Here is a 21,529-nt window from a genome sequence, read left to right as displayed (position 1 = left end):
CTCGGGGGCGGGTCGTTGGCGCAAATCAGCACCATGGACAGGATGATAGCTTGGCTGCCCTCATCCGGTCAAGGAAAAAATTCCCATACCAATTAAAACCGCCTCAAGCTTCCTCCTCGATCACGCTCTGCGCGACCTGCGTGGCGCCGCCATTGAGGCGGGCGGCGATGATGTGTCCGAGCGCCACGGCACCCACGCACAGCAGCACCGACAGGCCGATGTTGAGCGCCGCCCGGCCGAAGCCGCCGGCCCGCAGCAGGTCGAGCGTCTGCAGGCTGAAGGACGAAAAGGTCGTGTAGCCGCCGCAGAGGCCAATCATCACGAACAGGCGCAGGCTTTCGGAGGCCGGATAGCGCCCGCCGGCCAGCGTCAGCGTGCCGAAGAAGCCGATCAGCAGCGAGCCGCTGATGTTGATGATGATGGTTCCCCAGGGCAGTTCACTGCTCACCGGCAGCGCCCAGGTGGAAACGAGGTAGCGCGCCAGCGTGCCGAGGGCGCCACCGGCCATGACCAGAAGACAGTTCGAAAAAGACATGCTCGATCCTCTCTGAGACGAGCACATCGGCCCGCCATGGCGGCGGAATCGACAGATTCCCACCGCGGTTTTCGCGGCAGGAGTCATCAGCCATCACTGGCGGTTTCGGGAGAACCCCATTCCCATCACTGGTAAGATGCCAGACATCTCCCATTACTGGCAAGATGCCAGAGCGCGGCCGCTTCGACAAGCCGGCGGCGGCGGGAGCGGAAGGCTGAAAAACAAAACCCGCCTCGGCGGCGGGTCGTCGGCGCAAATCAGCACCATTGATGAGATCATGGCACAACTGCCCTCACCGGACAATCGGATGGCGGCCGGCCGGTCGCCGAAATCCGGCATTGGCTAGCCGGCTTTTCTTCGGCCCGCAGCTGTGGAATCATCAGTCGAAGCTCATGGAATGATTCCCGTCACGGCCTTTGTGGGAGAGGACGATGGACAGACCAGCCATGGCATCCGTTTTCAGGATGCGACATGCTCCAGCCTCGGTTTCCGGGGTGCGAAGTACCGGCCAGGGCCAGGCCGATCCGGTGATCCGCGTGAACTCGCTTGGCGAAGCGATTCGCTTCGTCGCGGGTGCTTATCCCAACTACGACATCGGCGCCGTTGCCATCACATGCGGCGATCCGTCGATCCCGCGCCTCGGCAGCCTGGAGGTCAAGGCGCTGTGGCGCGAATATGGCGAGCGCCTGACGCAGGAATAGATCGTTTCCGGCGGCAGACGATCTGCCCATCGTCCGGGTTGAAGATGACCGTACCCGGCGCCTTCATCGGCTGGCCGGGATAGCGGCGCGATGCTGCTGGTCCTGCTGTTCGCCGACAGGATCTGGGGCGGCTTCGCCTGCCTCCGGATCGGAAACGCGGCTGGCGCGTTTCAGCTACGGTGAATAGAGGGAGCAATCGCCATGAATGTCGCCAACCTGCAACTCGAAGGCCTGCTGATGGCCGTCGCCTCGATCAACCACGTGCTGGTGCGCAAAGGCGTGCTGACATCGGAGGAGATCGATATCGCCCTGCGCAAGGCCGAGGCCGGCGAGACCAGCGAGGAGCGGTCCGGCGGCATGTCGGCGTCGAGCCGTGACGCCGTCAATTTCCCGATCCGGCTCCTGGAGCTCGCCAATCAATGCCAGCCGGAAGCGGATATGCCCTCATTCTCGAAACTGGCCCGCATGGTCGGCCAGATGAAGGAGCCATACAACGACCAGATGTGAGGTTCGCTCCCCTCACGCCCTGCCCGGCCAGCCCAGGTTCAGCGCCAGCGTCTGCCCCGGTCCGTGCACCGCCGCGAACAGCAGTCCGGCGACGAAGGAAAAATGGTCGACGAAGAAGCCGAACTCGGCCTGGTTGCCGGCCCAGTGGCTGGGGCCGTGGAAGGCGAAGGCCAGGAACAGCACATAGGCCGCGGCGACCAGGGCCGCCTGCGTGAAGAATGCGCCGCTCAGGAAACACAGCACCAGCGCAACCTCCAGGATCGCCGCGCACCAGGCGAGGAAGAGCGGGAAGGGAAAGCCGGCGGCGGCGATGAAACCCGCGGTGGCGCCGATGCCCATGAACTTGAAGGTCACCGCCATGAGGAAGACGGCGGCAAAGATCAGGCGGGCAATGAGAAGGGCCGTGGTCTGCCACGGCGATTGAGCGATTTGCGACGGCATGACTTTCTCCAGGGTTGAAACCGTTTCGCTCCAAAGGACGTGCGGCCGGGAGCGGTTCCGACACCCCTCGCGAATTTTACCCGAAAACCCACAAGCCATCCGCCCGCCGCCACGGTGGCGGCAGGCGATCCCCCGCTTCAAACGCTCCTCCCGGACGAGGCCCCCGCCATAAAAATCGCGAAACTTGTTCGTAACCGTGATCGTGGTATCGTTAGCTTGGGCTAATGCACAGCTATGTCTGATGCGGTGTTTTGGGTGGGTTAAGAATTGGGCGCGCGAGTCAGGCTAGGGACGAGATCCTTTCTGGTCGGGTTATCGGTGGCAGAGTGCAATGGCTGCGGCGGCAGCGGGCAGGTTTTCCAATGCCCGCGCTGGACAAGCTCCAATGGCCTTTGCTGTCCCGCCGGCACCCATCATCGTGGCTGCCCCGGCGCCAGCGCGCCTTGCGTCGAATGCGGTGACACCGGTCACCGCGACGCCGGCCCGGTCCATTCGCCGGCCTGAACAACTGCTTGCAGGCCGTTCCTGCCGGGGCGATGCGCCGTCATGGAACCAGCAGCGCCGATCGCTGTTATGTCTGATCGCGGCATCGCGTGGTATTATGTCCGCGCGACCATGCGGCTGACAGAAAGCGAGGCCCGCCATGCCCGACGACAAATCGAAGACCAAACAGGACCGCAAGCTGGTTTCGAGCGAGGAAACCTACGAGGTTGCCGCGTTTGCCCGCAAATACGGCATCCCGCAGAGCGAAGCCCAGACCATCATCAAGCGCTACGGGCCTTCACGCAAGAAGCTCGACAACCATATGGCGGCGCGCGGATAGAGGGCGGCTGCCGCGAGCCGCAAGAACGGAGGGCCGCGCCCATGTCCGACACCATACGCAGGACCGGCAGCTGCCTGTGCGGCGGCGTGCATTTCGTCGTCACCGGCCAGCCGACGCGGGTCGGCCTCTGTCATTGCAAGGACTGCCGCAAGGCGGGCGGCTCGGTCTATTCGGCCTTTGCCATCTGGCCGCGCGATGCCTTCGAGACATCGGGCGAAGTCGCCACTTATGGAACGCGCAGCTTTTGCCCGACCTGCGGCGGCCGCGTGGCCTGGGTCGGCGACACCGAGGCCGAGGTCATGCTTGGCAGCCTCGACGTCGCGCCGACCGACCTTGCCCCCGAATATGAATTGTGGATCAGCCGCCGCGAGAGCTGGCTGCACGCCTTGCCCGGCGCCGAGCAATTCGAGCATGACCGGCCGCAGGCCGAAGACGCCGATCCGCCGGCGCCAAGACCTTTGTCGGACGCCGTTGCCGGCGATTGAAAATTGATCCTTCGGGTCTGGAACCCTCCCCTGCCAGCGACGTTATCCGGCGCCCCTCATGCATGCCGCGGTCCTTCAAACCGCATGGCCACATGCACCCGTCACGGAGACTTCAGTTGAACGACAAGATGTTTCCCCGACCGATCCGCCTGAAGTTTGCCCCCGAGCACGAGCGCGTGGTGCGCAGCGCCTGGGAGGGCCTGGAATGCCTCGGCGACTGGCCGGCCGGCCAGGGCCGGCGATACCGGGCGGCATTGCGCAGCTGCCGCGATGCGCTGGATGGCTGGACACCACCGGAAAAGGCGATGCGCGCCATGATCGATGCCGCGCGCGAAGCACACATCCTCCAATAGCTGAGAACAATGGTGGCGGGAAAAACAATGGCCGATGTGATGCTGTCGACACCAATGCGCATCAAGCCGCATGGCTCGGACACGATCCGTGAGGTGGCGAGCCTTCAGGACGCCAGTGAGATCCTGATCGACTGGCCGCATGCCAGCCGTGGTCCCTTCTACCAGGCCGCGCGCGAGAAGGTGGAGGCGGCGCTGGAAAACAAGGACAGCGCGGCACAGGCGCAGGAAGCCTTCACCGCACTGTGCGATCACGCCGGCGTTCTGGTTCGCTAGAACCAGTCCAGGAAACGTGTGAGACGGTTTCGCCCAACAAAAAAGCAGGCGATGCCCTCGCCTGCTTTTTTGCGGAGCGGGTCTTTTATTGGGCAGGCAGGTCGCCATCCACGATAGGATGAGAGGTTTCGAACCCGAAACTCTTCGGCGCCATCAGCATCAGGACGATCACGATTGCGATCGTGGCAATAAATGTGACGGTGTTGGCAATATCCTTCAAGGCTCCCGTCCTTTCAAATCCAATTCGTTAAAGAAACGTTTCCCGGTCGGCGAGGTTCCGCTGCCCGGCAATAAAGCCGCCGGTCTCGCTTCTACTTGGACGGCGGCTGCGCGGGCACTTGGCCGGGCTTGATCACCGGCGTATTGCCTTCATCGGGCGCCGGCGCGGCCATGCCCTGGTCGCCGGTGGCCGGCGGCTTCAGCACCCCGCCGCAATCATTGAGCTTTTCGGTCAGATTGCCGTCGCCGGACGGCTGCTTGCCTTGCTCTGGCTGGACCCGGCATTTGTCGGCCTGCTGGGCCGGGTTCCGCTGTGGAGCCGTCTGCGCCGCCGCCGGCAGCACGGCCAACACCAGCATCAGGGACGCGATGGCGAGAGGTTTCATCTTGGCCTCCTTTTCCTGCGCGGCCGCCGGTGGCGACCTTCCATTCGCAGGGACAACGCCTGTCGGCGCAAAAGGTGGCACTCAAGGCCGCGACGGGATCAGCGAGATGTCCAGGCATCGTCCTCGGACGGGGCAGCGGGCGGGTCGGCCCTTTGCGGGCACTCCTCATAACGGTGGTCGCGGCCGCCGCAGAAAGAACAGCACATGGCCTCGCGGCCCTCGTCTCCGGGCCACCACTGCGGTGTTTCGTAAGGTTTCCTGCTGTCCATTCCCAGCAATGCGCCACACGCGATTTGGTTGCGCCGGAGGCCGGCCGTGCCGCGCCACGCCCCATGCGTAGCCTGTCGCGGAACCGGCGGGACGAAGTATGAGTTTTATGGGACAAAGGATGCCCGCTCGGGGTACCTCCGGCAAAAGTGAAGCGGCTTTCGTCCAAAACCGCGTTAGAAGAGAAACAATGACGTCAGCTCGCGTTCGAATCCTGTTGATGACCTTGGGCGCCGTGCTTGCGGCGACCGGTCTGGCCGAGGCCCGGCCCGACAGCCGCGCCATGAGCTGCACCGAGATCCAAGCCATGATCCAGAGCCGTCACGCGGTGGTGCTGACCACCGGCCCGAACACCTATGACCGCTATGTCAGGCAGTTCGGCAATGAATGCGACTGGCCCGAAGTGCCGATGTCGGCCTATATCCCGGCGCGCGACGGACACTGCCCGGTTTACCGCTGCGAAGAGCCGGTCAACAACTTACCGAATTGACGCTTTGCCGTACTGGCGCCATAACCGTTCCAGCTTCTCCCGCTTCGTCTAATGGTAGGACAGCGCCCTTTGAAGGCGTGAATCGTGGTTCGAGCCCATGAGCGGGAACCAGCCCTTCGACCGGCTGGAGCAATTCCGGGACACCGTGAGGCGGTTATTCCAGGGAATTGCGTCAAGGAACTCCGGTTTTGGAACCGGTTCTCCTGAAACCATTTCATCGACCCTGCGTTGACGACCGAGGCATGGCCAGACACAGGAGACATTTCATGACCGTCAACTGCCGCATATCCATCGACAACCGGCCCGACGCCACCGACGCCATTTTCCAGGCGGTGCCCAGGATCGGAGAAAGCGTTTCGCTGTCGGTCGACGGAAGCCCGCAGGACCTGCGGGTCTCGCGCGTCGTGCATGTCCCCGACGGCACATTGGATGGCGCCGCGATCATCGTCGAGGTGACGACCAACATCCTCTAGGCCCTGCGCTCCCGGCGCCGACCAGGGGAAGGTTGCGCCGCCGGCAGGGACCGCCGAGCCTCACGCGACAGTGATTGGCGGCGATGCAACCTTGCGCCGGCGCGGACGTTTGATGTCCGCAACGCCGTCGAGGCTCCAATGCAGACTGCTTGGTTTTCCAAACCCGTGGTGGTTTCCGTCGGTGTCACCGGAGCCACCCGCAACCTGTCCAACACGCAGCAGGCCATAGACTTGCTCACGACCCATTGGCGCGATACCGGCAGCCTGAAACATCAGTCCGCGCTGCGCGCCTGCCGCCGGGCGACGAGCGGCGACGTATCCCCCGATACCGCCAGGGAGGCCTTCGTCGAGGCCGCGCGCGAAGCGCACATACTGGTCGAGTAGGGACTGGTCGAGAAGGCCGGCCGTTCACGGACCGCAGCCGCTATTCACAATCTCGTGATCGATGGAACCGCCTGAAACGGCAGGCGTTTTTTTGCAGGCGTCTTTTTGTCAGGCAACATCAGGAGGCGTTTATGCGCATCATGAATCTCGTCACGCTCGCCCTCATAATCCTTGGCGGTCTCAACTGGCTGTCCATGGGTGTGACCGGCCATGACGTAATCGGCACGGTCCTTGGGGGCGCCATGCTGGCCCGCCTGGCCTATCTGGTCATAGGCCTTGCAGCAGTATGGCAGCTCATGCCGGGCTTCCAGAGCTTCACCGTTGGAGAAGTCGATGCCGAAAGGCATCTCCCGCATCATCGGTGACCGGCAGGCCGGGGCGGCGGAGAAACCTGCCGCCCCACCTCGGCGCAACGCCGCTCAGGCAGCGGTTGCTGTCCACGCGCACTGCACATGCTCCGCCATCGAAGTGGAGATCACCGTCAGGCAGCTGCCCGCCGCCGGATAAGCGCGACACCAAGTTCTTTTGACGGGGCGTCAGATGCCGAAGCCGAGCGCGGCGTCGTCATCGGGTTCGGCGCCGGGTTGCGGCACGATGATCGATGCCAGTGGCGCGGCCAACTGCCATCTGAGATGCCCCGCGGACCGCTCGAGGACGGCGGAACCGCCAAGCGATTGCGGCGCCACCCGCTGCAGGACGACGGTGCCAAACCCCTTGCGTATGGTCTCGTCGCGCCTGTCGTCGGGACGGGGCGTGGATGTCTCGTTCCAAAGCAGCTGGAACTCACGCCCGCCCGAAGCACCGGCATCGTGGGTGCCGGAGCCGATGGTCCAGGTGACTTCGACCCGGCCGTCCTCGCTGCCCAGCGCGCCATATTTGGACGAATTCGTGCCGAGCTCGTGGAAAGCCATGCCGAGATTCTGCACCGCATTCGACTGCAGCGTCAGCACCGGGCCGGAGAGCAGTATCTGCTCTTCGCGGCCGAAAGGCTTCAAATGCTCCTGGATCAGGTCGAACAGGCTGGCGCCGGCCCATTCCGAGGTGACAAGCAGATCATGCGAGCGCGACAGCGCCATGATGCGGGCACGGATCAGTTCCTCGAACTCGTGCGGGTCATTCGAGCGCTTGCTCGTCTCCCGGACCATCGACAGGATGACCGCGAACTGGTTCTTGACGCGATGGTTGACCTCTCGCATCAGCAGCCTGATCTTGCGCTCGCTCTCCTTGGCGGCGGAAATGTCCCGGGCGATCTTCGAGGCGCCGACAATCTCGCCATTGGCGTTCTTGATCGGCGAAACCGTCAGCGAGACGGAGATAAGCACTCCATCCTTGCGCTTTCGCGTCGTCTCGTAGCTCGCCACCCGCTCGCCGGCGCGAACCCGGCTGATAATCTCGATTTCCTCGCTCTTGAGGTGATCGGGAATGAGCATGACGATCGACCGGCCAATCGCTTCCTCGGCGCTGTAGCCGAACATGCGTTCGGCCGCCAGGTTCCAACTGGTGACGATGCTGTTCAGATCCTTGCTGATGATGGCGTCGAAAGAGGAATCTACGATCGCCGCAAGGCGCGCATCCGCGGTTGCGGTCTGTTTTTGGTCGGTTGTTCCGATGTCAGCCGTCGCCACCACGATCTCGCTCATTTGCATGAGGTAGCGCGCAAATTGATCAAGGCAATCTCGCCCCGGGCAATTCGCACAGGCGGCGCATCATGGCCGAAACGGCCCTCACTCCGAAGGCCGATCGGTTTCCTTGCCGTCGCCCTCGGGCAGGACGCCGAAGTCTTGCGATTTGACGCCTTGTTCGGCCGTCAGGAACCCGTCCGAGGCAAGGCCGCGCCGCAACAGCTCCCGGACGGCGGCGGAGCGGCTTGGCATGCGCTTGTCGTAGCGCCAGTTTTCCAGGGCCGCCAATTCGTCGGCGGTGAGCATGATCTGCAGTCGTTCCGGGCGTTCTAGTTCAGCCATGTGCGCCTTCCCCGCTCAAGACCAAAATACGGTGAGTTAGTATCTAACTCATTTCGCTTATAATTAGGGTAGTTCTCAAGATGCGTCAAGGCCGGCCAGTGAGCGCTCCCCGCATCAAGCTCATGATGCGTATCAAACACCGGATGCGCATTCCTGTAACTATCATAACTAACTGATTTATTTATGTATTTTCTAGAATTTCACTTGTCATCCCGTCACACTGGGCGCATGCTCTGATATGAACAGAAAACCGTTCCCCCTGGGAGGTTTCGATGCGGCATGACTACTCCACGCGCTTGCGCGACGACGTCAATTCAACGGTCCAGAAGGCATTCAAGATGGCTGGGATCGTCAATATCTCGGCGACGGCCGAACAGGTCCGGATGAGGAATCTGGTCGAGAACGTCGCCCTCGAGGACCTTGAACACCTGGTGCTGCAGGCCGCCCAACTGCTTGGCGCGGCAATCGAATTCGACACCTTGAACAGTGGCTTGGTCGTGCTTGGAAACCATCTCGTCGAGGATGACGAGGAGTGCGCGATCACCCCACTCGATCTCGGTCACCCGGCATCGATGCAGTAATCCAGGGACAGGACTGACAAGGGCCCTATATAATCCGGGAAGCTTGCAACCGGAGAAGCCCAGTCATGACCCTCGCCACACGAAAACTCGGCAGCCAGGGGCTGCAAGTCTCGGCTATCGGCCTCGGCTGCATGGGCATGAGCCAGTCCTATGGTCCGGCGGACGAGGCCGAGTCCATCGCCACGCTGCACCGGGCCATTGAACTTGGCTGCACCTTCCTGGATACCGCCGAGGTCTATGGCCCGTACGCCAACGAGGCCCTGCTCGGCGGGGCGCTGAAGGGCAAGCGCGACCATGTCACCATCGCCACCAAATTCGGTTTTCGCATCGAAGACGGCAAGCAGGTTGGGGTCGATAGCCGGCCCGGCCATATCAGGGAAGCCGTGGAAGCCTCGCTCGGCCGGCTCGCCACCGACCATATCGACCTCCTCTACCAGCATCGCGTAGACCCGGCGGTGCCGATTGAGGATGTCGCCGGCGCGGTCGCCAAACTGGTCGACGAGGGCAAGGTTCGCTTCTTCGGCCTGTCGGAGGCAGGCAGCGCCAACATTCGCCGCGCGCATGCCGTGCATCCCGTCTCGGCCGTGCAGAGCGAATACTCGCTGTGGGAGCGCAATCTGGAGCCCGAGATCATCCCCCTGCTCGGTGAACTCGGCATTGGCCTGGTGCCGTTCTCGCCGCTCGGCCGTGGCTTTCTCACCGGCGACGTCAGGCGTGCCGAGGATTATCCCGAAGGCGACTACCGCCGCAACGACCCGCGCTACCAGGGCGAGAATTACGACGCCAATGTCGAGGCGGCGAGCACGGTGCGCGACGTCGCGGCCGCCCGGGCCGTCAAGCCGGGTCAGGTCGCACTAGCCTGGCTGCTGCAAAAGGGAAGCGATTTCGCGGTCGATATCGTGCCGATCCCCGGCACCAAGCGCAGAAAATACCTGGAGGAGAATATCGCCGCCGCCTCGCTGAAGCTCGACGCCGCCGAAATGGCCGCGCTCGACGAAGCGCTCGCGCCGGGAAAAATCTCCGGCCCACGCTATGGCGAGCGCGGCATGGCGATGCTGGACCGGTAGAGGGACAGTTGCGAAACGAGGGAACCGTCCTCGGACGAGAAGGAGCCTATTCGATTCGATCGAAATTTATCAGGCCGTAGGGACAAGACTGACCAGTTGATTGTCTGGCTTCGTAATTGCTCCGGCTCCAAGCTCGCTGCCGAAGCAAGGTGCCGATCCTCCTTCTCGTAATTAACACATAGCCACCCGCCCAACCTCAGCGCCCTTCAGCGGATGAACGCTGTTCCTCAGCGGCAAGCCGGCAATCTCATATGACGGTTCTCGTCCACGCCGAGAAAGACTCTATGATCGTGGACCGCGGACTGGAATGCATCCATACGACATAAAAACTGTAGCCCGGCAGAGACAATGGATGCGCTTTGACGAGCGAGCCGTTTTCCAGTTCACGGCCAACCACGACGTCACTGCAGATCGCAATGCCTTGCCCGGCGACAACCGCGTCGATCGCATGCAGTTCCTCGCGGAAGCTCAAGTCCCAACCCTTGTCGGGATTGAGGTCCGGATCGATTGAACGGGCCGTCGCGAGCCAGCGGCGCCAGGTAGGAGCGTCCGGATCCCGGTTCATCCAGTCAAAATGGATCAGGGGATAACGCAAGAGATCCGCGGCACGCTCTATCGCCAGTCCATCGCTTGCCAGCAATCGTGGACTGCAAACGGGAAAGAAGGAATCGCGGCACACCTCTTGCGCTGCAAAGCCTATAGGCGGGCGACGCGCATAGCGGATCGCCACGTCCGCGGCGCCGGCGCGCAGGTCGAGTACCACATCCGTGCCGATGATCTCCAGCGGCACCGCAGGGTTGGCCTCCCGCCATTTCGGCAGCCGGGGCACCAGCCATCGGCTCGCGAAGGCATTCGGACTCGTCACCCGCAATGGTGCTTGAGCATCGGGCTCGGCGACTGCGGTAAGGGAACCTGCAAGAAGATCAAAGCCGTCGCGAAGGATCGGAAACAGCCGCGCTCCCGCACCCGTCAGCATGAGCGGTCGCGGCCGGCGCTGAAGCAGCTTGCAACCGCATATCTCTTCCAGCAAGCGGACCTGGTGGCTAATCGCCGTCGGCGTCACACCGAGTTCCGCGGCGGCGGCCTTGAAGCTGCCGTGCCGGGCTACGGCCTCGAAAGCGCGCAAGGCGCGGAGGGGCGGACGGTTGCTCACATCGGCAATCTAGATGAATTCCCCTCATCTGCCAGCTAAGAATTTTGCCTTTGCAGAAGATCGGGCCCCTGTGAGACCATGATCGTCTCGCTGGAGCCAAGGGCGGTAACGATGGAGATTCCCAGGCAGACCGATACGCTGTCGGGCCGACCTCATTCTCCGAGCACGACATTCGAACAACTGCGACAGCACTTACAAGGCGAAGTGGTATTGCCGACGGACGTTGGCTACGATCAGGCGCGCGCGGTCTGGAACGGAGCGATCGACAAGCGGCCTGGCGCAATCGTCTTTTGCGCCAATTCCGACGACGTCGTTCATGCCGTGAGCCATGCCAGGTCAAAAGGTTGGCTCGTAGCCGTTCGCAGCGGCGGCCATAATGTCGCCGGCCTGTCGGTCTGCAACGATGGGATAGTGATCGACCTATCTCGCATGAAGAAGATTATTGTCGATCCCGAGCGCCGCATCGCAAGGGCCGAAGCCGGTGTCAACCTTGGCGAGTTCGACGCGGCCACGCAAACGCACGGTCTCGCGACGACCATGGGCGTCAACAGCGACACCGGCATTGCCGGCCTCACGCTGGGTGGCGGTTTTGGCAAGCTCGGGCGCAAGCATGGCCTGAGTTGCGACAACCTGATCGCCGCTGAAATCGTCACGGCCGACGGACAATTGCTGCGCACAAGCGCCGGCGAGCATCCGGACCTGTTCTGGGCCTTGCGCGGCGGCGGCGGCAATTTCGGCATCGTGACGGCGTTCGAATACCGGCTGCACACGGTCGGCCCGGCCCTTCTCGTGGGCTCGGTGCTGCACGTCTTCGATCATGCGCGCGAGGCCATGCGGTTTTACGACAAATTCTCCCGCGACGCCCCCGACGAGGTGAGCGTCGACGCCGCGCTCGTGACACTGCCCTCTGGCGATCGTGCCTTCAGCATCTCGGCCTGCTATGTCGGGCCACCCGAGGAGGGCGAGCCTGTCATCGCACCGCTTATGAAATTCGGATCCCCTGTCGAAAGCCGCCTTCAGCCCATTCCTTATCTTCGGATTCAATCGGCGGGCGATAGCCTTTTTCCACGCGGGCGACGCTATTACTGGAAGGCGCAGTTCCTGCGCGAGATCAGCGATGGCGCGATCGAGGCGCTGCTGGATGCCTACGCGAAGGCTCCCAACCACTCGTCCCTGCTGGTTTTCCAGCAGGTCGGCGGAGCGATCGCTCGCGTGCCCGCGTCGCACTCCCCCTATGCCAACCGCGACGCCGCCCTCGATTGCTTCCCGATCGCCATCTGGGACAATCCTGCCGATGACGAGGCGAATATGCGCTGGGCACGCGATCTGTGGAATGCGGTCCGACCATTCTCCACCGGCGGTGTCTATGCCAACAATCTCGGGGATGAGGGCGATGAGCGCGTGCGTGATGCCTATGGCGAGAACTATGCGCGCCTTGCCGCCATAAAGAAGCAATATGATCCGACCAATTTCTTCCGGTTGAACCAAAACATCAGGCCTGCGTAGCCCGGAATCTGTGGGGAACCCGTGCGCAGTCGCTGGACGATCCTTGCTGTCTTGTTTGTCGCCCGCACCGCAATGGCGTTTCAGTTTCAGAGCGTTGCCGCCGTCGCGCCCCTTGCCGGCGTGAACCTGGCCGACATCGGCATTCTAATTGGTCTCTATCTTGCGCCGGGGATCGCGTTGGCTCTGCCTGGCGCGGCCATCGGAGAGCGCTACGGCGACAAGGCGACCGTTCTCGCCGGTCTCATGATGATGCTGGCGGGTGAGATGCTGACCACGGCGTCGACGTCCTGGAACCTGCAAATCGGCGGTCGACTGATCGGTGGCACTGGCGGCATTCTGCTGAATGTCCTGATGACAAAGATGGTCGCCGAATGGTTTGCCGGCCGGGAAATCGCAACCGCCATGGCCATCTACATCAACTCTTGGCCAGCGGGGATCGCCATCGCTCTCATGCTGTTGCCTGCAATCGGGACGACATTCGGGACGACCGCCGTCGGCATTGCTGTTTCGGTCCTGATTGTCGTCGGTATCGGCCTGATGATCTTCATCTATCGCTCGCCAGAGGTGCCACCCTTCAGTGGAAGTGAACGCCGCGGCATTTCGGCAGGGGTAACTTACGCTCTCGTCGCCGCCGGCCTGATCTGGTGCCTTTACAATGTCGGCTTCGCAATGGTCTTCAGTTTCGGTCCGTCGATGCTCGTTGAACGCGGGTGGTCCAACCCGTCGGCGGGATCGACGATCAGCATCGTGCTTTGGCTGGCGGCGCTTTCGGTCCCCCTGGGTGGCTTCCTGGCTGATCGCACCAAACACGGCGGCGCGGTCCTCATCGCGGGCTGTGTCACCTTTGCATTCCTGATGCTGCTTCTGTCGCGAAACGGACCGGTGCTGCCCCTCGTCATAGCCATTGGGATCGTGTGCGGCTTGCCTGCCGGCGCGATCATGAGTTTGCCGACGCGCGTGCTCAATCAGCAGACGCGCTCGATCGGGATGGGAGTGTTCTACACCGTCTACTATGCCGGCATGCTCGCCGGGCCGGCGATCGGTGGAAAACTTGCTGCCTGTGCCGGCACCGCGGCCGTCGCGCTCGATTTTGGCGCTGCCGCGCTCCTCCTTTGCCCTCTCCTCCTTTGGCCACTCCACAAGATCAGCCGCCTCCCGCCGCCGATGGTGGCTCCAATCAGGTAACGCGGACATTCCCGCATTTCCGTCCGTCGGGCGGACGTCAACTTAACGACACGACGGCCTCCGGTGCACTCATCTCCGCATCCTCGTTCAGGAAATGACAGAGCTGAACCATCTGGCTGGCTTCACCCCTAAGCCGCCGCGGCAGCCACCTTCCTAGGGGCAGCGCGTGGCCGGCGCCGTTTGGCGACGAGCTTCAACGCAATCGGCGGCTCTTTCGACAGCGCGCCCGTCACCGCGCCGACCATGCCATGGGCGACGAAATCCGCGCCGATGTCCTGGGCCAGCCTGGCGGTCGCCTCCTTGTCGCCGTTGCCGGTCTCCGACCAGAACACGACGCCCACCCGAAGTGCTGCCTTCGCCCGCTTCAGCCGGCGAACCAGGAAGCGGGCATGCTTGACGGAATCGCGGTTGAGGAAGCCGACCACGACCGTATCGATGGCTTCGAGCTCAAGACGGCGGATGCTGGCGGGTTCCATGTCGGCAAAGCCCGCCGTCGACGCGGCCGCGCCCTGGACTTCCAGCACCTGCGCCAGCATCGCGGCGGCGGCATCGTCGAGCTCGCCTCGCCCGCCGGCGCAAAGCACCGATAGGCCGGTGCCGTCTGGCAGGTCGGCCGCGTCCTCATCGGCGGCGTCGCCGGGCTCGCCCGCCTCCTCGGCCTGCTCATCCTCCTCACCCGCTTCCTCTTTCGCCTCGTCCTCCAGATTGGCCACCAGCGTCAGGGCGCTGGCCGCCACTTGCCGTCTTTGCAGGTCACCCATGACGCCGCGCACACGGTCCCGCTCGCCCAGCAGAAGGGCCGGAATGGCGACCTTGTCGTAGAACTCGACCAGATACTTTTCTTCCAGCATCTCCTCGGCATGATCAGTGGCTTCGTCCGGATCGCCGGCCAGAAGCCGCTGGTAGAGCCGCGCGTGAGGTTCCAGCACGGGCTCGTTGCCGAACAGCACGTCGAGGAATTCGAACTGCGGCACGTGCCTGCCCAGAACCACCAGGCAGACGGTGAGCGGCGTCGACAGCACCAGCCCGAGCGGCCCCCACAGCCACGTCCAGAAGATCGCCGCCACGATGATCGCCAGCGGCGACAGCCCGGTTCGCGAACCGTAGAGCCAGGGCTCGACGACATTGCCGGTGACCAGTTCCATCACCACGAACAACGCGGCCGTCCACAGCACCAGCTCCCAGCCGGGCGCCACGGCCAGCGCCAGGAACAGCGGCAAAAGCATGCCGATGGCCGGGCCGATATAGGGAACGAAACGCAGCGCCAGCGCCAGCAACCCCCAAAGCAGGGCATTGGGAATGCCGAGGATCCACAGCCCGATAGCGATCGGTATGGCGTAGACGATGTTGACGACCAATTGCATGAGCAGATAGAGGCCCACGCGCTTGCCGGCATCCTGAAGCGCCTCGGTGGTGCGATGAAGGTCGCCATAGCCGACAAGCCTGATGAAGCGGTCGCGCAAATCCTCCCGCTCGAGCAGCATGAAGATGACGACGACAATGATCAGCCCGGCCGATCCGAGCGGGCTGATCAGCGGACCGACGATGTTCTGCAGGACTTCGAGCGGCCTTTCGCGCGAGACGATTTCGACCGGCACCGGCTCGCGCGGCGGCTTGTCGGGCGTGGCGGCCGGCAGCGTGGCGTCCTGCCTGTCGATCTCCTGGCCGACACGCTCGACCACGCCGCTCAATCTCGAAATGATCCCTCCCCCGACCCCGGTTTCCTTGAGCGAGCGGATCTTGGCCAGGATGTTGGTCTGATAGACCGGGATGTTCTGCGCCAGTTCGCTGACCTGCGTGGCGACGATGAAGCTGAACAGGGCAAGTGCCGCGAAGGCGGCGAGCACGCTGGCGATGACAGCGGCGATCCGGGGAATGCCCACCCGCTTGAGCGCCGAAACCAAGGGCGCGAGCGCGAAGGTCAGCAGCAGTGCAATGGCGATCGGCAGGAAAACCTCGCGCCCGAAATACAGCGCAGCCACCGTGGTGACGGTGGTCGCCACATTTGGCAGTGATGTTCGCGGGTGGGGCGCGGCGGCCGAAAGAATGTCGTCCAGCCCCTGCGACGCCATTCCATTCCGACGATTGTTCGCCACCTGGTACATCTCCCCTGCCAACGGCCATGGTCTGACATATTGAGCCGGCGTGCAACCTTGGCCGGCGGCAATGCGCTGCTCCCCAACGGGCGCCGGTCCGAATGGCTCCCACACGCTTGACATTTTGTGCACACGTCAATAAATGAGTGACCACTCACTCAAATGGCTTGGACATGGCACGCCCCCTCAGCGAAGAAAAACGTCAGGCAATCCTGGCCTCGGCCACCGAACTGGTGGCGACGCTTGGAACCGGCGCGGCCACGGCCAAGATCGCCAGGGAGGCCGGCCTCTCCGAAGGCTCGCTCTTCAATTACTTCGCCAGCAAGGATGAGTTGCTCAACCAGCTCTACCTCGAGATCAAGACCGGCCTCGGCAACGCCTTGCTGACTTCATATCCGTCGCAGGCCAGCGTGCGCGAGCGCAGCCGCCACGTCTGGAACAACTTCATCGACTGGGGTGCGAAATTTCCCATGAAGCGCAAGGCCATGCGCCAGCTCAGCGTCTCGGAGCGGATCACCGAGCAGAGCAGGCGGCAGGGCAACGCGGCCTTCGGCGACATCAACAGGATGATCGAGGAAAGCCTCGACGACGGCGGGCTGAAGGGCTGCTCGATGGCCTTTGCCGGGGGCATTTTCGAGGCCCTCGCGGAGACGACGCTCGAATTCATCGCCCGCGATCCCCGGCAACGCGAACACTACAAGGAGGCCGGCTTCGCGTTTTTCTGGAGCGGTATCTCCAAGTAGCTCCGGGCGGGTCTCAAACAGCACCACACGGATCATGACCACCGCAAATCTGCGACCAAATCAACACGAATGAATGAGTGCCTAATCACTCGTTTATTTGCCAACACACCGAAAGGAAAAGACAATGTCGAAAGTCTGGCTGATCACCGGCAGCGCCCGCGGACTGGGGCTGGATATCACCGAGGCGGCGCTTGCCGCCGGCAACAGCGTCGTGGCGACGGCGCGCGATGTCACTCGCCTCGCCGATCTCGAAAGGCGCTACGCCGGGCATCTGCGCGGCTTCGCGCTTGATGTAACCGACCCCGCCTCAGCGCAGGCCTCGGTGGATTTTGCGCTGGAGACGTTCGGACGCCTCGACGTTCTCGTCAACAACGCCGGCTTCGGCCATATCAGCCCGTTCGAGCAGACCGGGGAGGCCGATTTCCGGGCGCAGATCGAGACCAACCTCTACGGTGTCGTCAATCTTGCCCGCGCGGCCATCCCGGTCATGCGTGCCCAGCGCTCGGGCCATATCATCAACATTTCCTCGGTCGGCGGGCGGACGGCCACGCCGGGCCTCGGCGCCTACCAGGCGGCAAAGTGGGCGGTGGGCGGCCTCACTGAAGTGCTTGCGCTGGAACTCGCCCCCTTCGGCGTCAAGGTCATCTCGGTCGAGCCGGGCGGCATGCGCACCGATTGGGGAGCCACCGCCCTGGCCGCCGCGCCGGCCCTGCTGCCCGACTATGAGCCACCCGTCGGCGCGGTGCTCGGCATGCTCAAGGCCTATGTCGGCAATGCCATTGGCGACCCGCGAAAGGTCGCCGATGTCATCGTCGATCTCACCAGCCGCGATGCCTTGCCCGCTCACCTGATCCTCGGCAGCGACGCCTTGCATGTCTTTGCCCAGGCCGAAGCCGCGCGCCAGCAGGCGGCGACGGAATGGGCGCCGGTCAGCACCTCCATCGATATCGAGGGTGTCGACCTTTCCTTCCTGTCGCGGGATGGCCACTCGTGAGCGCCTGGACCACGCACGACATCCCGCCCCAGCAGGGACGCAAGGTGGTGATCACAGGCGCCACCGGCGGCCTTGGTTACGAGACGGCGCTGGCGCTGGCGCAAGCCGGCGCGGACGTGCTGATGACCGGGCGCAACGAAGCCAAGGGCAAGGATGCGCTGAGCCGCGTCCAGGCCGCGGTTCCCGACGCTGCCGTGCGCTATGCCCATCTCGACCTCGCGGACCTCGCCTCGGTCGAAGCCTTCGCCGGCCAGCTCGCCGGCGAATGGGAGGCCATCGACCTGCTGGTCAACAATGCCGGCGTCATGACCCCGCCGACCCACCACGAAACCGCCGACGGCTTCGAACTGCAATTCGGCACCAACTATCTCGGTCACTTCGCCCTGACCGGACGCCTGCTGCCGATGCTGCGCAAGGGCAACAGGACGCGCGTCGTCAATCTCAGCAGCGGCGCCCACCGCATCCAGGCGGCGATCCATTTCGACGATCTGCAATGGCAAAAGCGCTACAGGCCTTGGGCCGCCTACGCGCAGTCCAAGCTCGCCATGATCCAGTTCGCCTTCGAACTGCAGCGCCGCAGCGACATCAATGGCTGGGGCTTGCTGAGCAATGCGGCTCATCCCGGCTACGCTCTCACCGACCTGCAGACCAGCGGTCCGCGCATGGGGCGCGGCGGCGGGTCTTCACCCTTCGATTGGCTCGGCGTGCTGCTCGCGCCGGTTCTTTCGCAATCGGCTGCCGCAGGCGCGCTGCCGACGCTGTTCGCCGCGACCGCGCCCGATGCGAAGCCGTGCGGCTATTACGGTCCGCAAGGTCTGTTCGAACTGAAGGGCGCGGTCGGCGAGGCAAGGATCGGCAGCCACGCGCGCGACACTGCCGTCGCCTCCCGCCTTTGGGACGTGTCGCGGGAGTTGACCGGTGTTGATTGGCCGGGCGGAGCCTGACGCACCCGTCAGCTCAGCCTTGCCTGGCAAACAGCGTGATCCCGGCAGCGCCGGCAACCTTCAGGACTTTCCCCAGTTCGAGCGTCGGCTTGCCGTTCTCCAACTCCGACAGGAAGCGCCGGCCGACCCCGGCGAGATCGGCGAACTGCTGCTGGGAGAAATCTCGCCGCTTACGGGCCGCGCGCACCAGCCGGCCGAGATCCGCCGGCGACGTTATGGCGCTGTCCTGCAAGACCGATTGCGCCAAGGCGTCCCCGTCATCGTCGCGGACCGAAGCAAGCCGCCGCGGCAGCGATGCACGGACAGGCCTGGAGTCGTCGCGGGGGTCCTCAAGGTTCCCATCATGCTTATTCGAAACGCCGTCAGCCGGGGCGGCCGGCGCCAGCGACCCGAACAAATCCCCCTGCCCGGCGGGGGCGGATCGTGCGGCGCGGCGCGCGATTTCGACAGCGCTTTCAGGCGGGGGTGTCTGTGTGGTCTTGGTCATGATTCCGATCCCGAGCGGGAGCATAAGCTTTACCGGGATGAAATCAAAGCCACTTTGTTACCGTACGGGATCATAAAAATGATACCGCACAGGAGCATCTGTACATCCTGTCAAAGCGATTGCCGTCGGTTTCCACCCGGAAGCAAGCGCGGGCGGAGGTTGCTCCCGAACGGTATCAGTCGGCTCACCGCGCCGCGTACCTTGCCAGCGCGTGCTCGATCAGCACGTCGATAACCCTGCTGTAGCCGATTCCAATCGCCGCCAGCGCCTTGGCGTACATCGAAATGTCGGTGAAGCCCGGCAGCGTGTTGACCTCGTTGACCAGCAGCGAACCGTCGGCGCGCAGGAAGAAGTCGACGCGCGCCATGGCCTCGCAGCCGAGCGCCCGGAAAGCCTGCGCGGCCATCTCCTTGGCTCTGTCGGCAACCGCGGCCGGCACGTTGGCGGGTACCTGGACCACCGCGCCGTCGGCGTCGAGATATTTGGCCTCATAGGTGTAGAAGCCATGTTTGCCGGCCGGAATGATCTCGCCGGGCAGCGACACCGTGAGCGAGCCGTCGGCCCGCTCCAGCACCGAACATTCGATTTCGCGGCCTTCGACGAACTCCTCGATCAGCACCTTGCCATCATAGCGGAAGGCCGTTTCGACGGCCTGCTGGAAGCCATCCCTGTCATTCACCTTGCTCACGCCGAAGGACGAGCCCTGGCGCGCCGGCTTGGCGAAGAAGGGCAGCCCAAGCGCGCCGGCAATTTCCTGGAACGAACCTTTATCGTTGCGATGCACGGTCACGGAGCGGGCAACGCCGAGCCCCGCCTCGCGCATCAGCCGCTTGGCGACGTCCTTGTCCATGGCGACGGCGGAGGCCAGGATGCCGCAGCCGACATAGGCGACATCGGCGACCTCGGCATAGCCCTGCACCGAGCCGTCCTCGCCGAACGGCCCGTGCAGCACGGGAAAAACGACGTCGACCGGCGGCAGGTCATGCTGCGTGCCACCGTGCGGCACGGCCACCAGCCGTCCCTTGCCGCCTGGCAACAGGGCGACCTCGATACCGTCTTCCGATATCTCGGCCCCTGCCCCATCGCCGCCAGGCTCGGACAACGGTTGCAGCAGCCATCTGCCGTCCCTGGTAATGGCGATCGGGACCACCTCGTAGCGCGTCCGGTCGATTGCCTTCAGCACATTGGCCGCCGACAGGCGCGACACCTCATGCTCGGCCGAGCGCCCGCCATAGAGGATGGCAACTCTTGTCTTCCCGGTCATTGAAACCCCTCAAAAATCAAATGGCGACGGCAATGCCGCGATTGGCAAAGAAACGGTCGAAATCATATGGCGCCAACACTGCGTTCTCTTGTGTGGCGCTGGTATGGCCGGATGGGTTGTGAAAGCGAAAACCATCATCCGATGCCGCTGTCACCAGCACCAGATGGCCGCCCTTCGAGGGCGGCTCGCGCTCGGGCCAGCGGATCGAGCTGCTGACCGAAGCGATGAAGAAGCGCGACTGCCCGAGGATCGCCGGAATGTCCGATGTCGCGACATTGGTCATCACCTGCGCCTCCAGGCCGAATTCCGCCTTCACGAAGGTCACGAAAGGCGCGTAGATCAGGCCCTTGATCGAGCCTTCATTGACGACATATCCGCCATATCCAGTGCATCGCCTGGCCAGCTCGATCGTCGGCACGATCTCGCCCCGCGTCGCCAGGATCATTTTCAGGCACGCCATGCCGCAGATGTTGTCGGCCCAGACCGCGTATTCGTCGAGCGTATCCGCGCCTGATCCTCGCCACAGCGGATCGCGCCGCAACGCGGCCTGGGCGCCATTGGCGATCACGGCCAGCGTCATGTCGGGCGTTTCCCACTGGCTGAAAAACGGCACGGCTTCAGGCAACGGGCTCATGCGAATCCTCGAGGCGGCTCATTCCGGTCTCGTATACGAGGATACGATATCAAAGAAAAGCCGACGCTTGGAGAGTGCTTCGAGTTCGCTCTTGCCGCCAGGGTGGTATGTCCAGACAGTCTCTCAGCCAGACAGTCTCTCAGAAGGTGATCTTCACCGAAGCGGTACTGCGCGTGTGCGGACCGTGATGGACGGCCTCGATGTTGTTGCCGTCCGGATCGAGCAGGAAGGCGGCGTAGTAACCGGGATGATAGGGCCGCTCGCCTGGCGCGCCATTGTCCTTGCCGCCGGCCGCCAATCCGGCCTTGTAAAAGGCGTCGACCATCGCGTGGTCCCTTGCCTGGAAGGCCAGATGGTGACGGCCGGTGAGTTGTCCCAGCGCGGCGCGGCTGTCGGCACTGGAGATGAACAACTCGTCGCACCAGAAATAATCCGCTGCCGTCCCGCCGATCGGCACATCCAGCACTTGCAGGATCGCCTCGTAGAAACGCCGGCTGGCGGCGAGATCCCTTACCACCAGCTGGATATGGTCGATGAGCCGGCCGCGATGCAACTCCTGGGTTTCCATGCAAAT

At 63.6% G+C, this 21,529-nt stretch carries 29 protein-coding genes, 1 tRNA gene and 1 riboswitch; of the genes, 18 read left to right on the top strand and 12 right to left on the bottom strand.

Going from position 1 to position 21,529, the window contains the following annotated elements:
- Window positions 1–103: 103 nt before the first annotated feature.
- Window positions 104–535, bottom strand: coding sequence for a fluoride efflux transporter CrcB (crcB, locus tag MesoLj_RS17245; RefSeq protein WP_202326844.1), 432 nt, complete (start codon window positions 533–535; stop codon window positions 104–106).
- A gap of 70 nt (window positions 536–605) precedes the next feature.
- Window positions 606–668: riboswitch (Fluoride riboswitch) on the bottom strand.
- A 298-nt stretch (window positions 669–966) separates the two neighbouring features.
- Here crcB and MesoLj_RS17240 point away from each other — a divergent pair.
- Window positions 967–1,236 carry a hypothetical protein gene (locus MesoLj_RS17240; RefSeq protein WP_056571594.1) on the top strand — a complete coding sequence of 90 codons (270 nt, stop codon included), beginning with the start codon at window positions 967–969 and terminating at the stop codon, window positions 1,234–1,236.
- Window positions 1,237–1,437: 201 nt separating this feature from the next.
- Window positions 1,438–1,743 (top strand): hypothetical protein, encoded by a 306-nt coding sequence (locus tag MesoLj_RS17235; RefSeq protein WP_056571591.1) that lies wholly within the window; start codon window positions 1,438–1,440, stop codon window positions 1,741–1,743.
- A gap of 12 nt (window positions 1,744–1,755) precedes the next feature.
- On the opposite strand, the gene MesoLj_RS17230 is transcribed toward MesoLj_RS17235, so the two are convergent.
- Window positions 1,756–2,184 (bottom strand): DoxX family protein, encoded by a 429-nt coding sequence (locus MesoLj_RS17230; RefSeq protein ID WP_202326843.1) that lies wholly within the window; start codon window positions 2,182–2,184, stop codon window positions 1,756–1,758.
- Between the two features lie 643 nt (window positions 2,185–2,827).
- On the opposite strand from MesoLj_RS17230, the gene MesoLj_RS17225 reads away from it, so the two are divergent.
- From MesoLj_RS17225 to MesoLj_RS17210, 4 genes are all read left to right on the top strand, one after another.
- Window positions 2,828–3,007 (top strand): DUF3606 domain-containing protein, encoded by a 180-nt coding sequence (locus MesoLj_RS17225; RefSeq protein ID WP_015317039.1) that lies wholly within the window; start codon window positions 2,828–2,830, stop codon window positions 3,005–3,007.
- 41 nt (window positions 3,008–3,048) lie between these two features.
- Window positions 3,049–3,492 (top strand): GFA family protein, encoded by a 444-nt coding sequence (locus MesoLj_RS17220; RefSeq protein WP_202326842.1) that lies wholly within the window; start codon window positions 3,049–3,051, stop codon window positions 3,490–3,492.
- A 116-nt stretch (window positions 3,493–3,608) separates the two neighbouring features.
- Window positions 3,609–3,845, top strand: a complete 237-nt coding sequence (locus tag MesoLj_RS17215; protein WP_140771315.1) for a DUF982 domain-containing protein — start codon at window positions 3,609–3,611, stop codon at window positions 3,843–3,845.
- Between the two features lie 27 nt (window positions 3,846–3,872).
- On the top strand, window positions 3,873–4,118 hold the full coding sequence (locus MesoLj_RS17210; RefSeq protein ID WP_202326841.1) for a DUF982 domain-containing protein: 246 nt from the start codon (window positions 3,873–3,875) through the stop codon (window positions 4,116–4,118).
- Between the two features lie 85 nt (window positions 4,119–4,203).
- Here the strand turns inward: MesoLj_RS17210 and MesoLj_RS36625 are convergent, their stop codons facing one another.
- A complete protein-coding gene (locus MesoLj_RS36625) occupies window positions 4,204–4,338 on the bottom strand; it encodes a hypothetical protein (protein WP_274609158.1) in 135 nt (44 codons plus the stop codon).
- Between the two features lie 91 nt (window positions 4,339–4,429).
- Window positions 4,430–4,723 carry a hypothetical protein gene (locus tag MesoLj_RS17205; protein ID WP_202326840.1) on the bottom strand — a complete coding sequence of 98 codons (294 nt, stop codon included), beginning with the start codon at window positions 4,721–4,723 and terminating at the stop codon, window positions 4,430–4,432.
- A 457-nt stretch (window positions 4,724–5,180) separates the two neighbouring features.
- Between MesoLj_RS17205 and MesoLj_RS17200 the strand changes: the two genes are divergently transcribed.
- The 5 genes from MesoLj_RS17200 (at window position 5,181) to MesoLj_RS17180 (ending at window position 6,702) form a co-directional block, all read left to right on the top strand.
- Entirely contained in the window at window positions 5,181–5,480 is a 300-nt protein-coding gene (locus MesoLj_RS17200) for a hypothetical protein (protein WP_244735471.1), read from the top strand.
- Window positions 5,481–5,517: 37 nt separating this feature from the next.
- A tRNA-Gln gene (locus tag MesoLj_RS17195) sits at window positions 5,518–5,591 on the top strand.
- 155 nt (window positions 5,592–5,746) lie between these two features.
- On the top strand, window positions 5,747–5,953 hold the full coding sequence (locus MesoLj_RS17190; protein WP_056571572.1) for a hypothetical protein: 207 nt from the start codon (window positions 5,747–5,749) through the stop codon (window positions 5,951–5,953).
- A gap of 138 nt (window positions 5,954–6,091) precedes the next feature.
- The gene (locus MesoLj_RS17185; protein ID WP_202326839.1) at window positions 6,092–6,337 is read left to right on the top strand and encodes a DUF982 domain-containing protein; all 246 of its coding nucleotides are present in this window, start codon (window positions 6,092–6,094) and stop codon (window positions 6,335–6,337) included.
- Between the two features lie 131 nt (window positions 6,338–6,468).
- On the top strand, window positions 6,469–6,702 hold the full coding sequence (locus tag MesoLj_RS17180; RefSeq protein ID WP_140771303.1) for a DUF378 domain-containing protein: 234 nt from the start codon (window positions 6,469–6,471) through the stop codon (window positions 6,700–6,702).
- A gap of 171 nt (window positions 6,703–6,873) precedes the next feature.
- On the opposite strand, the gene MesoLj_RS17170 is transcribed toward MesoLj_RS17180, so the two are convergent.
- Both MesoLj_RS17170 and MesoLj_RS17165 read right to left on the bottom strand, forming a co-directional pair.
- Entirely contained in the window at window positions 6,874–7,977 is a 1,104-nt protein-coding gene (locus MesoLj_RS17170) for a sensor histidine kinase (RefSeq protein WP_446720317.1), read from the bottom strand.
- An 84-nt stretch (window positions 7,978–8,061) separates the two neighbouring features.
- Window positions 8,062–8,301 carry a hypothetical protein gene (locus MesoLj_RS17165; RefSeq protein WP_140771299.1) on the bottom strand — a complete coding sequence of 80 codons (240 nt, stop codon included), beginning with the start codon at window positions 8,299–8,301 and terminating at the stop codon, window positions 8,062–8,064.
- A gap of 272 nt (window positions 8,302–8,573) precedes the next feature.
- Between MesoLj_RS17165 and MesoLj_RS17160 the strand changes: the two genes are divergently transcribed.
- Both MesoLj_RS17160 and MesoLj_RS17155 read left to right on the top strand, forming a co-directional pair.
- On the top strand, window positions 8,574–8,882 hold the full coding sequence (locus tag MesoLj_RS17160) for a hypothetical protein (protein ID WP_140771297.1): 309 nt from the start codon (window positions 8,574–8,576) through the stop codon (window positions 8,880–8,882).
- Window positions 8,883–8,947: 65 nt separating this feature from the next.
- Window positions 8,948–9,949 carry an aldo/keto reductase gene (locus tag MesoLj_RS17155; RefSeq protein WP_202326837.1) on the top strand — a complete coding sequence of 334 codons (1,002 nt, stop codon included), beginning with the start codon at window positions 8,948–8,950 and terminating at the stop codon, window positions 9,947–9,949.
- Window positions 9,950–10,196: 247 nt separating this feature from the next.
- Here the strand turns inward: MesoLj_RS17155 and MesoLj_RS17150 are convergent, their stop codons facing one another.
- Window positions 10,197–11,102, bottom strand: coding sequence for a LysR substrate-binding domain-containing protein (locus MesoLj_RS17150; protein ID WP_202326836.1), 906 nt, complete (start codon window positions 11,100–11,102; stop codon window positions 10,197–10,199).
- Window positions 11,103–11,306: 204 nt separating this feature from the next.
- Between MesoLj_RS17150 and MesoLj_RS17145 the strand changes: the two genes are divergently transcribed.
- Complete coding sequence (locus MesoLj_RS17145) at window positions 11,307–12,608, top strand: FAD-binding oxidoreductase (protein ID WP_244735469.1); 1,302 nt, start codon at window positions 11,307–11,309, stop codon at window positions 12,606–12,608.
- A 21-nt stretch (window positions 12,609–12,629) separates the two neighbouring features.
- Window positions 12,630–13,793 carry an MFS transporter gene (locus tag MesoLj_RS17140; RefSeq protein ID WP_202326834.1) on the top strand — a complete coding sequence of 388 codons (1,164 nt, stop codon included), beginning with the start codon at window positions 12,630–12,632 and terminating at the stop codon, window positions 13,791–13,793.
- A gap of 128 nt (window positions 13,794–13,921) precedes the next feature.
- On the opposite strand, the gene MesoLj_RS17135 is transcribed toward MesoLj_RS17140, so the two are convergent.
- Window positions 13,922–15,889: an AI-2E family transporter gene (locus MesoLj_RS17135; RefSeq protein WP_202326833.1), complete on the bottom strand. Its 1,968-nt coding sequence runs from the start codon at window positions 15,887–15,889 to the stop codon at window positions 13,922–13,924.
- A gap of 173 nt (window positions 15,890–16,062) precedes the next feature.
- On the opposite strand from MesoLj_RS17135, the gene MesoLj_RS17130 reads away from it, so the two are divergent.
- The 3 genes from MesoLj_RS17130 to MesoLj_RS17120 all read left to right on the top strand — a co-directional run bounded on the left by MesoLj_RS17130 (window position 16,063) and on the right by MesoLj_RS17120 (window position 18,570).
- Window positions 16,063–16,632: a TetR/AcrR family transcriptional regulator gene (locus tag MesoLj_RS17130; protein ID WP_140771287.1), complete on the top strand. Its 570-nt coding sequence runs from the start codon at window positions 16,063–16,065 to the stop codon at window positions 16,630–16,632.
- Between the two features lie 124 nt (window positions 16,633–16,756).
- Window positions 16,757–17,626, top strand: coding sequence for an SDR family NAD(P)-dependent oxidoreductase (locus MesoLj_RS17125; protein WP_202326832.1), 870 nt, complete (start codon window positions 16,757–16,759; stop codon window positions 17,624–17,626).
- Window positions 17,623–18,570: an oxidoreductase gene (locus MesoLj_RS17120; RefSeq protein WP_202326831.1), complete on the top strand. Its 948-nt coding sequence runs from the start codon at window positions 17,623–17,625 to the stop codon at window positions 18,568–18,570. Before MesoLj_RS17125 ends, MesoLj_RS17120 begins: the two co-directional genes overlap by 4 nt.
- A gap of 13 nt (window positions 18,571–18,583) precedes the next feature.
- Here MesoLj_RS17120 and MesoLj_RS17115 read toward each other — a convergent pair whose 3' ends face one another.
- From MesoLj_RS17115 to MesoLj_RS17100, 4 genes are all read right to left on the bottom strand, one after another.
- On the bottom strand, window positions 18,584–19,057 hold the full coding sequence (locus MesoLj_RS17115) for a helix-turn-helix transcriptional regulator (protein ID WP_202326830.1): 474 nt from the start codon (window positions 19,055–19,057) through the stop codon (window positions 18,584–18,586).
- A gap of 184 nt (window positions 19,058–19,241) precedes the next feature.
- Window positions 19,242–20,321, bottom strand: a complete 1,080-nt coding sequence (locus MesoLj_RS17110) for a D-alanine--D-alanine ligase family protein (protein ID WP_202326829.1) — start codon at window positions 20,319–20,321, stop codon at window positions 19,242–19,244.
- A gap of 16 nt (window positions 20,322–20,337) precedes the next feature.
- On the bottom strand, window positions 20,338–20,955 hold the full coding sequence (locus MesoLj_RS17105) for a C39 family peptidase (protein WP_202326828.1): 618 nt from the start codon (window positions 20,953–20,955) through the stop codon (window positions 20,338–20,340).
- A 139-nt stretch (window positions 20,956–21,094) separates the two neighbouring features.
- On the bottom strand, window positions 21,095–21,523 hold the full coding sequence (locus MesoLj_RS17100) for a VOC family protein (protein ID WP_202326827.1): 429 nt from the start codon (window positions 21,521–21,523) through the stop codon (window positions 21,095–21,097).
- Window positions 21,524–21,529 lie beyond the last annotated feature (6 nt).

It is taken from the genome of Mesorhizobium sp. 113-3-9 (assembly GCF_016756515.1).
GTDB lineage: Bacteria > Pseudomonadota > Alphaproteobacteria > Rhizobiales > Rhizobiaceae > Mesorhizobium.
Note: the sequence above shows the minus strand (reverse complement) of the source record. Positions and strands in the feature narration are given on the sequence as shown.

Bases quoted from the DNA above. Each gene is read 5' to 3' on its own strand.
- crcB (WP_202326844.1), bottom strand. From the start codon at position 535: ATGTCTTTTTCGAACTGTCTTCTGGTCATGGCCGGTGGCGCCCTCGGC.
- MesoLj_RS17240 (WP_056571594.1), top strand. From the start codon at position 967: ATGGACAGACCAGCCATGGCATCCGTTTTCAGGATGCGACATGCTCCA.
- MesoLj_RS17235 (WP_056571591.1), top strand. From the start codon at position 1,438: ATGAATGTCGCCAACCTGCAACTCGAAGGCCTGCTGATGGCCGTCGCC.
- MesoLj_RS17230 (WP_202326843.1), bottom strand. From the start codon at position 2,184: ATGCCGTCGCAAATCGCTCAATCGCCGTGGCAGACCACGGCCCTTCTC.
- MesoLj_RS17225 (WP_015317039.1), top strand. From the start codon at position 2,828: ATGCCCGACGACAAATCGAAGACCAAACAGGACCGCAAGCTGGTTTCG.
- MesoLj_RS17220 (WP_202326842.1), top strand. From the start codon at position 3,049: ATGTCCGACACCATACGCAGGACCGGCAGCTGCCTGTGCGGCGGCGTG.
- MesoLj_RS17210 (WP_202326841.1), top strand. From the start codon at position 3,873: ATGGCCGATGTGATGCTGTCGACACCAATGCGCATCAAGCCGCATGGC.
- MesoLj_RS17205 (WP_202326840.1), bottom strand. From the start codon at position 4,723: ATGAAACCTCTCGCCATCGCGTCCCTGATGCTGGTGTTGGCCGTGCTG.
- MesoLj_RS17200 (WP_244735471.1), top strand. From the start codon at position 5,181: ATGACGTCAGCTCGCGTTCGAATCCTGTTGATGACCTTGGGCGCCGTG.
- MesoLj_RS17190 (WP_056571572.1), top strand. From the start codon at position 5,747: ATGACCGTCAACTGCCGCATATCCATCGACAACCGGCCCGACGCCACC.
- MesoLj_RS17185 (WP_202326839.1), top strand. From the start codon at position 6,092: ATGCAGACTGCTTGGTTTTCCAAACCCGTGGTGGTTTCCGTCGGTGTC.
- MesoLj_RS17180 (WP_140771303.1), top strand. From the start codon at position 6,469: ATGCGCATCATGAATCTCGTCACGCTCGCCCTCATAATCCTTGGCGGT.
- MesoLj_RS17170 (WP_446720317.1), bottom strand. From the start codon at position 7,977: ATGAGCGAGATCGTGGTGGCGACGGCTGACATCGGAACAACCGACCAA.
- MesoLj_RS17165 (WP_140771299.1), bottom strand. From the start codon at position 8,301: ATGGCTGAACTAGAACGCCCGGAACGACTGCAGATCATGCTCACCGCC.
- MesoLj_RS17160 (WP_140771297.1), top strand. From the start codon at position 8,574: ATGCGGCATGACTACTCCACGCGCTTGCGCGACGACGTCAATTCAACG.
- MesoLj_RS17155 (WP_202326837.1), top strand. From the start codon at position 8,948: ATGACCCTCGCCACACGAAAACTCGGCAGCCAGGGGCTGCAAGTCTCG.
- MesoLj_RS17130 (WP_140771287.1), top strand. From the start codon at position 16,063: ATGGCACGCCCCCTCAGCGAAGAAAAACGTCAGGCAATCCTGGCCTCG.
- MesoLj_RS17125 (WP_202326832.1), top strand. From the start codon at position 16,757: ATGTCGAAAGTCTGGCTGATCACCGGCAGCGCCCGCGGACTGGGGCTG.
- MesoLj_RS17115 (WP_202326830.1), bottom strand. From the start codon at position 19,057: ATGACCAAGACCACACAGACACCCCCGCCTGAAAGCGCTGTCGAAATC.
- MesoLj_RS17110 (WP_202326829.1), bottom strand. From the start codon at position 20,321: ATGACCGGGAAGACAAGAGTTGCCATCCTCTATGGCGGGCGCTCGGCC.
- MesoLj_RS17105 (WP_202326828.1), bottom strand. From the start codon at position 20,955: ATGAGCCCGTTGCCTGAAGCCGTGCCGTTTTTCAGCCAGTGGGAAACG.
- MesoLj_RS17100 (WP_202326827.1), bottom strand. From the start codon at position 21,523: ATGGAAACCCAGGAGTTGCATCGCGGCCGGCTCATCGACCATATCCAG.